The organism is Kitasatospora sp. NPDC059160, assembly GCF_042755465.1.
In the GTDB taxonomy this organism is placed as follows: domain Bacteria; phylum Actinomycetota; class Actinomycetes; order Streptomycetales; family Streptomycetaceae; genus Kitasatospora.
In genome coordinates this window covers 1-11659 of sequence record NZ_JBHZCN010000023.1, presented here as the reverse complement: position 1 = coordinate 11659, position 11659 = coordinate 1, and the positions used below count along the sequence as shown (strand labels likewise).

Sequence of the window (11659 nt, the reverse complement as noted above, 5' to 3'; positions counted from 1 at the left end):
GACGCGGCGACGGTCGACGGGGGCGTGGACGGCCGGGCGGCGCGGCTCGCCGCCCGGTCCTGAGCGGGGGCGCCGTGGGGGAGGACCTCTCCCCTCCCCCTCGGCGCCGAGGCACTACGGGATCGCCACCGCCGTGCCGGAGACCCGCACCCGGGTGTCCTCCGCCCGCAGTTCGACCCGCAGCACGCCCGGGCGCCCGAGGTCCTCGCCCTGGTGCAGGGTCAGCACGGCCGGGGCGGTCACCGCGCCCAGCTCGCGCAGGTAGGCGCCGAAGGCGGCCGCGGCCGCGCCGGTGGCCGGGTCCTCGACCACGCCGCCGACCGGGAACGGGTCGCGGACGTGGAAGACCTCGGGGGCCTCGCGCCAGACCAGCTGCAGGGTGACCAGGTCGCGGGCGTTCATGAACGCGGCCAGCCCGTCGAAGTCGTAGTCCAGCCGGGCCAGTCGGGAGCGGGTGCCGGCGGCCAGCACCAGGTGCCGGGCGCCCGCGTAGCCGATCCGCGGCGGCAGCGCCGGGTCCAGGTCGGCGGCCGACCAGCCGAGCAGCGCGAGCGCCTCCTCGACGTCCGCCGCCGGCACCTCCTCGACCTTCGGCTCGACGCTGGTGAGCGTCGCCCGCAGGCCGTCGGCGCCGCGCTCGACCTCGACCGGGACGTCCCCGGCCGCCGTGCCGAACACGTAGCGGCCCGGGCCGGACCGCTCGGCGACCGCGACGGCGGCGGCCACCGTCGCGTGCCCGCAGAACGGCACCTCCAGCAGCGGGCTGAAGTACCGCACGTGGTAGGCGCCCTGCTCACTGCCCGGGGTCAGGAAGGCGGTCTCGGAGTACCCGACCTCGGCGGCGACGGCGAGCATCCGCTCGGCGGTCAGTCCGGTGGCGTCGAGCACCACGCCGGCGGGGTTGCCGCCCTCGGGGCGGATCGCGAAGGCGGCGTAGCGGAGGATCTCAGGAGCGTCGTCGGTCATGACCGGACGAACGTGTTCCGGCCGCCCGCTGTTCCCGCCGTCCCCCCCCGTTCACGTACGGCCCGCTCACCGCAGCACCGCCTCCAGGAAGTCCGCGCCGAGCCGGGCGCTGCCGGACAGGTCCAGCTGGTAGAGCATGTACCGCCCGCGCCGCTCGGTGACCAGCAGCCCGGCCTTGCGCAGCACCGCCAGGTGGCGGGACACCTCGGGGGCGCTCAACTGCCAGGCCGCGGCGAGTTCGCCGGTGGTGTGCGGGCCGCGGGCGATGGTGCGGGCCAGCCGCAGCCGGATCGGGTGGGCGAGCGCCTCCAGCCGCTGCTGGACCAGCGCGAGCGAGACCGGCTCGGGCAGCCCGGCCTCGGCCACCGGGTACTGCAGGACCGGCCGCCAGCCCGGGGCGTGCACCGCCAGCAGGTGGGGGCGGCCGAAGGCGGTGGGGATGAAGGTGACCCCGTTGCCGTCGGTGCCGCTGGTGCCGGAGTCCTGGAGCTTGTCGATGACGATCCGCCGCCGCCCGCCGCTCTCGTCCAGGCCGACGGACGGCGACAGCGCGCCGATGGCCTCGGCCAGGCCGCGGCGGGCGAGCAGGTCGGCCTTGTGCCGGGAGTCCGCGGCCAGCCCGGGCAGGACCCGCTGCCAGGCGTCGGCGAAGAACGCCGACTCGCAGTCCTCCAGCATCCGGCGCACCAGCGCCCGGACGGCGGGCGGGTCGGCGAGCAGCCGGTCCGCGAAGGCCGCCTGCCGGGGGCCGCGGGCGAGGGCCAGCTCGCGGGCGCGCTCGTTGGCGGCGGGGTCGCTGAGCGGGGAGGCCGTCCGCCGGTTGAGCCGGGAGGAGCCGCAGGTGGTGATCAGGGCCGCGGTCACGTACAGCTCGTCGTCGACCCGGTCGACGGCGTCGAGCTCCTCGGCGAGGGTGGCGGCGGGCTGACCGGGCACCAGGAAGTCGGCCCGCGAGGACCGCCAGAGGAAGTCCGCCTCCAGCAGCCGCTCGGACAGCTCCGGCGGGATCGCCGTGGTGGTGGAGGCCGCCCAGCCCTGCAACGCCGGGTGGTGCGCGGGCTCGGCGAGCACGTGCAGCATGGCGTTCAGCTCGGCGAGCGGCGAGGGCGCGAAGAGCAGGCGCTCCTCGGGCAGGCCGGTGATGTCGATGGTCACACTCACGATCAAATCCTGTCATCCCGCGGCGCCCCCTCCCACGCCGATTGACGCTAACCGTCAATCCACGCGACACGCGGCGCCACCTGGGCGGACCGTACCGGCCATGAGCCCGATCCAGGAGAAGTCCGGCCACGACACCGCCTCCGTCCCCACCACCGAACCGCCCGCACCGCCGACCGGCACCGGCCGGGGCGGCCCGTCCGCGCTGCTGGGCCTGCTGACCGCCGCCGGCGGCCCCCGGTACGCGGCGGCCGTCGCCGTCGACGCGGTGGGCGGCGGCATGCTGCGCCCGTTCCTGCTGCTGTACGGCGTCGGGATGCTCCACCTGCCCGCCGGGGCGGTCGGCCTGGCCCTGTCGGCCGGGATGGTCGCCGGACTGGTGATGGTGCCGCTGACCGGCCGTTGGATCGACACCGGCGCCCGCACCCTGCCCGCCGCCGTCACCCTGCTGCTGCGGGCGGCGGGCGCGCTGGTCCTGCTCGCCGCGGACGGGCTGCCGCTGTTCACCGCGGCGGCGGTGCTGTTCGGCATCGGCAGCCAGTCCTGGCCGACCACCCACACCGCCGTGGTGAGCACCCTGACCGAGGGCCGGCTGCGGGACGCGGCGCTGGCCGCCGGGCGCTCGCTGCGCAACGCGGGCATGGGCGCGGGCGCCCTGCTGGCGACGGTCGCGGTGGCCGGCGGGACGGACACCATCCGGGTGCTGGCCGGGCTGACGGGCACGGCCAGCCTGCTGGCCGCCGCCCTGGTGGCCTCGCTGCGGGTCCGGGCGCCGCAGACGGTGGCGGAGCGGGCCGGGGAGGCCGGGGACGGCGGGGAACCGCTGCGCCGGATCACCCTGTTGAGCCTGGCCAACCTGCCGTACGCGTTCTGCTTCGACGTGCTGGAGGTGGCGCTGCCCGCGCTGCTGGTGCTCCAGTTGCACGCCTCCGCGGCCTGGTCCTCGGGCGTGTTCGTGGGCAACACCGTGCTGGTGATCGCGCTGCAGCTGGCGCTGGTGCTGCGGTTGGCGAAGCGCTCCCGGCAGTCGGTGCTGGCGGCCGCGGGGGCGACGCTGAGCCTGTCGTACCTGGGTTTCTGGGCGGCCGGGTCGCTGGGCGGGGTCCCGGGCACGGTGGGCATCGTGCTGGTGTCCGTGCTGTACACGCTCGGCGAGATCCTCTACACCGGCTCCGGTACGGCCCTGGTGGCGGCCATCGCGCCGCCGCACCTGCTGGGGCGGGCGCTGGCCCGCTGGGAGCTGTCGATGGGGGTCGGCCGGGCGGCGGCTCCGGCGGTGCTGACGGCGCTGCTGGCCGCGGGGCCGGGTCTGCTGTGGGGCGGGCTGGCGGTGACCACGGCGGTCGGGGCACTGGCGCTGCTGCGGCTGTCCCGTACGGAGGAGTAGCGCCCCGACCGTCGGTGGGATGATCATCCGCATGGTCCTGACCCCCTTCCAGCAGCAGCTCCGCGACCGGATCCTGGCTGCCGAGGTGATCCCCCCGCCGGCGTCGTGGCGGCAGGTCGGCCGGGGGATCGTCCCGGTCGGCGGGCTGCTCGGAATCGGCTTCGCCGTCCACCCCGACACCGGGCACGACCTGGTGCTGACCGTCTCCAGCAGCGGGCACGGCCTGTTCGACGCGGTGACGGGCGAGAAGCTGGAGCGCGAGTACGACCCGGAGGAGGACCCGGACGGCCCGGACCTCTCCTGCCCCGGCCTCGGCCCGGTCGCCAGCCTGCGGATCCCGGTGGCCGGCCTGTGGGGCGGCGGCCTGCACAGCGGGACGGACGACGGCTGGTCCGTCGACGTCCCGGCGCCCGAGTGGCCGCACCACCGCGTGCTGCTGGTCGGCGGCACGGCGCCCGAACGGGGCGGGCAGCACGGGGAGACCTGGTGGCACGTCTTCCACTCCTCCTGGTCGACCTTCCGCACTGCCGGCTTCTCCCCCACCGGCCGCACCCTGGCCGTGGCCACCAGCAGCGACCTCACCCTCTGGACCAGGCACTGACGGCCGGGCACCGACCGCCGGGCACGCCGGTGGCCGGAGGCGCCGTCCTCGGCTCCTCCGGCCACGTCGTCAGGTCAGGCGCTCACGCGCGGGGCGGTCCGTCAGGCGCGCCCCCCGTGGACCTCGGGCACCGGGATGCGGTCGGCGTTCGGCCCCCACGGGTGGTCCGGCGGGTCGCACGGCTCGGGCGGGCACGGCTCCGGCGGGCAGGGCTCCGGCGGACACTTGCTGTCCGCGACCGTGATCTCCACGCACGGGCAGTCCTTGGTCAGTTCGACCGTGGACACCGCGTCCTGCGGCAGCTCGTACCCGGGGGGAGCGACGACCTCCTGCCAGTAGTACGTCCCCAGCGGGAGGTTGTCCGCCGAGCACACGCCGTTGACGTCGGTCGCGCACAGCGGGCCGACCGCCGTGTCCGGGTTGGCCCCGGTGGTCTGCAGGCCGGGCACGCCGTTGGTCTCCCGCCACAGCTGGAAGACGGCTCCGGCCAACGGCTTGCCCGTGTCGGCGTCCACCTTGGTGACGGTGGTCTTCCCGGTCTGCGCGGCCGTCTTCCGGTCCTTGACGGTGACCGGGACGTTCTGCCCGTTGGTGTCCAGCACCACCGTGGTCACCGGCTGCTGCGGCAGGTCGTACCCGGCCGGGGCGGCCGTCTCCTGCCAGTAGTACGTCCCCAGCGGCAGACCCGTCACCGAGCACACGCCGGTGTCGGACGTGACGCAGGGCGAACCGACGGCCGTGTCCGGGTTGGCCCCGGTGGTCTGCAGGCCCGGTACACCGTTGGTCTCCCGCCACAGCTGGAAGACCGCACCCGCCAACGGCTTGCCCGTGTCGGCGTCCACCTTCGTCACCGAGGTCGAACCGGTCGGCGTGACCGTCTTGGAGTCCTTGACGGTCACCGGGACGTTCTGCCCGTTGGTGTCCAGCACCACCGTCGTCACCGGCTGCTGCGGCAGGTCGTACCCGGCCGGGGCGGCCGTCTCCTGCCAGTAGTACGTGCCCAGCGGCAGGCCGTCGGCCGAGCAGACGCCCGAGGCCGGGGTGGTGCAGGGCGAACCGACCGCCGTGTCCGGGTTCGCGCCGGTCGTCTGCAGGCCGGGCACACCGTTGGTCTCCCGCCACAACTGGAACACCGCACCCGCCAACGGCTGCGAGGTCGCCGAATCGACCTTCGTCACCGAGGTCGAACCGGTCGGGGCGACGGTCTTGGTGTCCTGGACGGTCACCGGGACGGTCTGCCCGTTGGCGTCCAGCACCACGGTGGTCACGCTCAGGTCGGGCAGCTCGTAGCCGTTGGGCGCGGAGACCTCCTGCCAGTAGTACGTGCCCAGGGGCAGGCCGTGCGCCGCGCAGACGCCGTCCGCCCCGGTGGTGCAGGGCGAGCCGACGGCCGTGTCCGGGTTGGCCCCGGTGGTCTGCAGGCCGGGAACGCCGTTGGTCTCCCGCCACAGCTGGAAGACCGCACCGGCCAGCGGCTGCCCGGTGGCGGAGTCGACCTTGGTGACGGTCGTGGAGGCGGTCGGGGCCGCCGTCCTGGTGTCGGCCACCGTCACGCCGACGTTCTGCCCGTTGGTGTCGAGCACGACCTCGGTCACGTTCTGCTGCGGCAGGTCGTACCCGGCCGGGGCGGCCGTCTCCTGCCAGTAGTACGTGCCCAGCGGCAGGCCGGTCGCCGAGCAGACGCCTGAGGCCGGGGTGGTGCAGGGCGAACCGACCGCCGTGTCCGGGTTCGCACCCGAAGTCTGCAGGCCGGGCACGCCGTTGGTCTCCCGCCACAACTGGAACACCGCACCCGCCAGCGGCTGCGAGGTCGCCGAATCGACCTTGGTCACACTGGTCGACGCGGTCTCGACGACCGGGCTCTTGGTGTCGGCGACGGTCACCGGGACGGTCTGCCCGTTGGTGTCCAGCACCACCGTCGTCACCGGCTGCTGCGGCAGGTCGTAGCCGGGCGGGGCCGCCGTCTCCTGCCAGTAGTAGGTGCCCAGCGGCAGGTCACTGACGGAGCAGAGGCCGTCCGGACCGGTGGTGCACGGGGCACCGACCTTGGTGTCCGGGGTGGTGCCCGTGGTCTGCAGGCCGGCGACGCCGTTGGTCTCCCGCCACAGCTGGAACACCGCACCCGCCAGCGGCTGCGAGGTCACCGAGTCGACCTTGGTCACGCTGGTCGACGCGGTCGAGATCGGCGGGCTGCCGCAGTCGGGCAGGTCGCCGTTGAAGGGGTAGGCGTGGAACTCGGTGCCGGTCATGCCGGAACCGGAGTTGTGCAGCAGCGAACCGGTGGTGAAGAAGCGCCCGTTCAGGCCGGGCAGGTTCATCGTGCTGGTGCTGGCCGGGTTGCCGACCAGCACGCTGCCCTGGAACTGCCCGGAGCCCGTGAGGGTGACGGTGCTCGCGGTCGGGAAGTTCCACAGCAGACGCGGGCGCAGCCGGTTCCACGGGTCGTTGTCGTCGAAGCTGCCGCTGAAGGTGTTGATGGTGCGGGCGCCGCCGGTGAGGTTGACCAGCACCGTGGCGTTCGCGGGGATGTTGGCGAAGGCGACGCCCTGGGCGCCGCCGCCGTTGCCGACCAGGTCGAAGTCGACGTTGAAGACCTGGAGCGCGGAGCTGCCGTCGCCGGTGAACAGGGTCTGGTAGCCCTGGTTGACGGCCGTCCCGGTGGCCGGGCGGGGCGTGCCGACCCCGGCGTAGCACTCGCTCGCGGACTGCAACTGGCCGCGCAGCGGCGTGTAGGCGGTGACGGCCTGGGCGTCCTGGACCGTCGTCCCGGTGATGGTGCCGGTGGCGGTGCCCGCGTAGCGGACCACGCCGCCGTCGGCCAGGAGCCGCTGGCCGGGGGCGACGGTGACGTTGCCGCCGGCGGTGAGGAAGTCCGCGCCGTCGGGCGGGGGCACCCGGGAGCCGACGCCGACGATGCCGATGTTGTACCCGGAGCTGGCTCCCGCGGCCTTGTTCTGGGAGAAGCTGCCGAGGGTCACCACGTGGCCCTCGGCCTCGGCGGCCGAGCCGCCGACGTTGAAGTCGCCGCCGACGAAGATGTTGATCCCGGCGTCGCGGCCCGCGAAGGGGCCGTTGTTGACCGGGGGGAACGGGGCCGGGCAGTCCGCGCCCAGGCAGGGCCCGAGCCCGCCGGGCAGGCCGGCCGCCGAGGCCTGGGTGGGTGCGACGAGCGAGATGGCGAAGGGTACGAGCGTCAAGGCCAGGGCGGAACTCATCGCCTTGCCTAGTCGGCGTCTCCAGCCGGTGGTCGGGGCCGCCGGTCTCTGACTGGGCTTCACCTCGGTCCTCTCATGACGTGAACACGATGGGGCCCTGGCAGTCTCCTGGGGCGCGGCCGGGGCGACCGGCGACGCGCACGGGATGTCCTCCGAGCACCGCCCACAGAGCACCCGATCAGCTTTCCCGGCATGCGCGGGCCGGTTCCGGCAGGGATGCTGGCGACGAGGCGTGCCCGGCCCGAGGAGGGACCCAGAAGCATGAGTGCACTCGACTTCGAGATCATCGACGCCCCCGACAGCTCGCTCAACAAGACCGCCGTCCTGGTCACCGGACCGAACGACGCGCTGCTGGTGGACGCGGGGTTCACCCGCTCCGACGGGCGCCGGCTGGTCGAGCGGGTGCGCGCCAGCGGCAAGCGGCTGACCACCGTCTTCGTCAGCCACGGCGACCCGGACTTCTACTTCGGCGCCCAGGAGCTCCAGGACGCCTTCCCCGGGGCACGCTTCCTGGCCACCGCCTCGACCGTCCAGCACATCCAGGACACCTACGAGTCCAAGCTGCGCGCCTGGTCGCACCTGGGCCCCGAGCTGCCGACCCGGCTGGTCCGGCCGGAGGTGCTGACCGGGGACGAGATCGTCTTCGAGGGCCACCGGTTCGAACTGCGCGGCGCCGACTTCCACCTCCCCGACCGGCACTACCTGTGGCAGCACCACCACCGCGCGGTGCTCGGCGGGGTGCTGCTCTTCGAGGGCCTGCACGTGTGGACGGCCGACACCCCGACCGCGGCCCAACGGGCCGCCTGGATCGACCTGTTGGACGGCATGGAGGCCCTCCACCCGACCTGGCTGGCGGCCGGCCACCGGGTCGCCGACGCGCCCACCGACCTCAACGCCCTCGACCACACCCGCGCCTACCTGCGGGCCTTCGAGACCGAGTTGGGCCGGGCCGCGGACGCCGCCGCCGCGAAGGAGGCGCTGGAACGGCGCTTCCCGGACCTCGGGCTGCGGATCGCCGTCGACATCGGCACCAAGGTCGCCATGGGCGAGATGGCGTGGGGTTGAGCGCGCGATGATCGAGATCCCCAGGGACGTCGCCGGCTTCGCCGAGTCCGCCGCCCCCGCCGACGTGGTGCGCCGCCAGTACCTGGCCTCCGCCCGGGGCGACCTGGCCGCCCTGCGCAGCACCCTCGCCGACGACGTCGAGTGGACCGAGATGGCCGGCTTCCCGCTGGCCGGCACCTACCGCACCCCGAAGGGCGTCACCGCCAATGTGATGGAGCGGCTGGCCGCCGAGTGGGACAACTGGACGGCTCACGACGACCTGTACGTGGTGGACGGCGAGAACGTGGTGGTCCTGGCCCGCTACACGGCCGTCCACAAGGCCACCGGACGACCGCTCGCGGTACGGGTCGCCCACCACTTCGTCGTACGCGGCGGGCGGATCGTCCGCTTCGAGCAGTTCACCGACACCGCGCTGGTCAGGGACGCGACGACGCCGTGAGGCCCGTCGTCGAACTCCCCCCGTTCACCCGTTCGGGCGAGCGCGGCGCGGCGCGCCCGGCGCGGTCTCGACACACCACCCGTTCGGCGGCAGGCTGAGCCCGGATCGTCCACGGAGAGCAAGGAGTCGGGCATGGCGGGCAGCGAACGGCCGATCGTGATCGTCGGGGCCTCCCTGGGCGGCGCCAAGGCGGCCGAGGCCCTGCGCGGGGCCGGGTACCGGGGCGGCATCGTGCTGATCGGCGAGGAGCACGAGCGCCCGTACGAGCGCCCGCCGCTCTCCAAGGGCTACCTGCTCGGCAAGGAGGCCCGGGAGAAGCTCCACGTCCACCCGCCGCAGTGGTACGCCGAGCACGACGTCACGCTGCGGCTCGGCACCCCGGTCGTCGCGATCGACCCGGCCGCCCGCACCGTGACCCTCGCCGACGACGGCGAGATCGGCTACCACAAGCTGCTGCTGACCACCGGCTCGGCGCCGCGCCGGCTGCCGGTGCCCGGCGCGGACCAGGACGGCGTGCTCTACCTGCGCCGGGTCGAGGACAGCGACCGGATCAAGGCCGTGCTGCGGCCGGGCGCCCGGATCGCCGTGGTCGGCGCCGGCTGGATCGGCCTGGAGGTGGCGGCCGCGGCCCGCGCGGCGGGTGCCGAGGTCACCGTCCTGGAGTCGCTGGAGCTGCCGCTGCTGCGGGTGCTCGGCCGCGAGGTCGCCCAGGTCTTCGCCGACCTGCACCGCGACCACGGCGTAAACCTGCGCTTCGGCGTGCATGTCGCCGAACTCACCGGCGCCGACGGCACGGTGAGCGGCGTGAAGCTCGCCGACGGCACCGAGCTGGCGGCCGACGCGGTGGTGGTCGGCATCGGCATCTCCCCCGCCACCGCACTGGCCGAGGCCGCCGGCCTGGAGGTGGACAACGGCATCAAGACCGACCAGCACCTGCGCACCTCCGACCCGGACGTCTACGCGGCCGGCGACGTCGCCAACGCCTACCACCCGCTGTTCGACCGGCACCTGCGGGTCGAACACTGGGCCAACGCCCTCAACCAGCCGCAGACCGCCGCCCGGGCCCTGCTGGGGCAGCCGGACGCCGTCTACGACCGGGTCCCGTACTTCTTCTCGGACCAGTACGACCTGGGCCTGGAGTACGTCGGCTACGCCGAGCCCGGCGGCTACGACCGGGTGGTCTTCCGGGGCGACGTCGCCGGGCGGGAGTTCATCGCCTTCTGGCTCTCCGGGGGCCGGGTGCTCGCCGGGATGAACGTCAACGTCTGGGACGTGGTGGACCCGGTCCGCGAACTGATCGTCTCCAGGCGCGAAGTGGACGCCGGCCGCCTGGCAGACCCGACCGTCCCCCTCACCGACGTCTAGGCCGCGGGGCGACGGGGTACGGGCTTGCCGTCGCCGGCCACGGCCGTCGAGTGTTGCAGGGAGTGCAGGATCGCGAGGCCCTGGCTGACGATGCCGGCCGCCATCTGGTTGACGCCGTCGCTGCCGTTGAGGACGGTGAGTTCGGCTCCGGACATGCCCCGGGCGGCCGCGTCCGCGAGGGCCGGAAGGTTCTCCACGATCCGGTTGGCGGCGATGAGTTCCTGGTTGCCGCCGCGCAGGGAGTCCGCCCGGGCCGTGTTGGCGTCCGCCTGGGCCTGGGCGAGCGCCCGCTCACTGTAGGCGTTGCCGTCCGCCTCGAACTTCACCCGGTCACGGGCGGCTTCGGCCAGCGTCCGCTGCCGGTACGCCTCCGCGTCCGCCGGGCGCCGCACCTCCGCCTCCAACTGCTGCGCCGCCAGCCCGGCCCGACGCTGGGCGAGGGCGGTCTGCTCCTCGATGACGTCCTGGGAGGCCCGGGCCTCGGCGAGCGGGCCCGCCTGGGCGGCGCGGGCCCTGGACTGCTCCGTCTCGGCGAGGAAGCCGGCCCGCTTGATCGCGGTGTCGCGCTCGTACTCGGCCTTGAGGGCGGCCGCCTGCTGCTCCCGTTCGGTGGCCTCCTGGTCGGCCTTGGCCTGGGCGATCCGGACCTGGCTGGCGACGGCCGCCACGTGCGGCGCGGCCAGGTTGTCGATGTAGCCGGTCGAGTCCTCGATCTCCTGGATCTGCAGCGCGTCGACCACGATGCCCAGCTTCTCCATCTCGCCATGGCTGCCCGCCATCACCTCCTGGGCGACCCTGCTGCGCTCCCGGATGATCTGCTCCACGGTCAGCCCGCCGATGATCGACCGCAGGTGGCCGGCGAAGATCCGGCCGACGAGCTCCTCCATCTGGTCCTGTTCGGAGAGGAAGCGGCGGGCGGCGTTGGCGATCGACACGGCGTCGTCGCCGACCTTGAACACGCAGACCGCACGCACGGTGAGCCGGATCCCCTGCTGGGTGACGCAGTCCTCGGCGATCTCCGCCTCCCGGAGGGCCAGGGAGAGCATCCGGACCTTCTGCTTGACCGGCAGGACCAGGCTGCCGTGGCCGGTGACGATGCGGAACTGGGTGTCCTGCGCCTGGTGCTTGGAACCGGAGATGAGCATCGCCTCGTTGGGCGCGGGAACGTGCCAGAAGAACATGATCGACCACCTGACCTGTTGGGCCACCTGACCTGCGGGATTGCGACGCGCGCCTCAAGGGCCGTCCTAGGACGGCAGGAGCTCGACGATCACCGAGCGGGCCGAGAGCGCGTCCACCACGACCACCCGGACGTCCCGGCCGACCGGCTCCGAGCACCAGGCCGCGAACACCTCCGAACCGCCCCTCAGAGGGCGTTCGATACCGATTTAGGCTGCCGCGAAGGGTTTCGGGCGGAGGTATTGCCCGATTCTGTCGGGGCTGGCGGTCAGGCGGGTGGTCAT

The 11659-nt window shown here is 74.0% G+C and carries 9 protein-coding genes; 5 read left to right on the top strand and 4 right to left on the bottom strand.

The window, feature by feature from the left end:
- Positions 1-114 precede the first annotated feature (114 nt).
- Positions 115-966, bottom strand: coding sequence for a PhzF family phenazine biosynthesis protein (locus tag ACFXOZ_RS12455; protein ID WP_380522694.1), 852 nt, complete (start codon positions 964-966; stop codon positions 115-117).
- Between the two features lie 66 nt (positions 967-1032).
- Positions 1033-2127: a DUF5937 family protein gene (locus ACFXOZ_RS12450; protein WP_375891674.1), complete on the bottom strand. Its 1095-nt coding sequence runs from the start codon at positions 2125-2127 to the stop codon at positions 1033-1035.
- Between the two features lie 100 nt (positions 2128-2227).
- On the opposite strand from ACFXOZ_RS12450, the gene ACFXOZ_RS12445 reads away from it, so the two are divergent.
- Together ACFXOZ_RS12445 and ACFXOZ_RS12440 are read left to right on the top strand one after the other, a co-directional pair.
- Entirely contained in the window at positions 2228-3511 is a 1284-nt protein-coding gene (locus ACFXOZ_RS12445) for an MFS transporter (RefSeq protein ID WP_380589760.1), read from the top strand.
- Between the two features lie 19 nt (positions 3512-3530).
- The gene (locus tag ACFXOZ_RS12440; protein WP_380589757.1) at positions 3531-4112 is read left to right on the top strand and encodes a hypothetical protein; all 582 of its coding nucleotides are present in this window, start codon (positions 3531-3533) and stop codon (positions 4110-4112) included.
- Between the two features lie 101 nt (positions 4113-4213).
- On the opposite strand, the gene ACFXOZ_RS12435 is transcribed toward ACFXOZ_RS12440, so the two are convergent.
- Positions 4214-7309, bottom strand: a complete 3096-nt coding sequence (locus ACFXOZ_RS12435) for a SpaA isopeptide-forming pilin-related protein (RefSeq protein ID WP_380589754.1) — start codon at positions 7307-7309, stop codon at positions 4214-4216.
- 279 nt (positions 7310-7588) lie between these two features.
- On the opposite strand from ACFXOZ_RS12435, the gene ACFXOZ_RS12430 reads away from it, so the two are divergent.
- The 3 genes from ACFXOZ_RS12430 to ACFXOZ_RS12420 all read left to right on the top strand — a co-directional run bounded on the left by ACFXOZ_RS12430 (position 7589) and on the right by ACFXOZ_RS12420 (position 10196).
- Positions 7589-8392: an MBL fold metallo-hydrolase gene (locus tag ACFXOZ_RS12430; RefSeq protein ID WP_380522698.1), complete on the top strand. Its 804-nt coding sequence runs from the start codon at positions 7589-7591 to the stop codon at positions 8390-8392.
- A 7-nt stretch (positions 8393-8399) separates the two neighbouring features.
- A complete protein-coding gene (locus ACFXOZ_RS12425; protein ID WP_380522699.1) occupies positions 8400-8831 on the top strand; it encodes a nuclear transport factor 2 family protein in 432 nt (143 codons plus the stop codon).
- Between the two features lie 132 nt (positions 8832-8963).
- Positions 8964-10196, top strand: coding sequence for an NAD(P)/FAD-dependent oxidoreductase (locus ACFXOZ_RS12420; RefSeq protein WP_380589751.1), 1233 nt, complete (start codon positions 8964-8966; stop codon positions 10194-10196).
- Here the strand turns inward: ACFXOZ_RS12420 and ACFXOZ_RS12415 are convergent.
- Positions 10193-11377 (bottom strand): SPFH domain-containing protein, encoded by a 1185-nt coding sequence (locus ACFXOZ_RS12415; RefSeq protein WP_380589748.1) that lies wholly within the window; start codon positions 11375-11377, stop codon positions 10193-10195. The two genes, ACFXOZ_RS12420 and ACFXOZ_RS12415, sit on opposite strands and share 4 nt — an antisense overlap.
- Between the last annotated feature and the right edge of the window lie 282 nt (positions 11378-11659).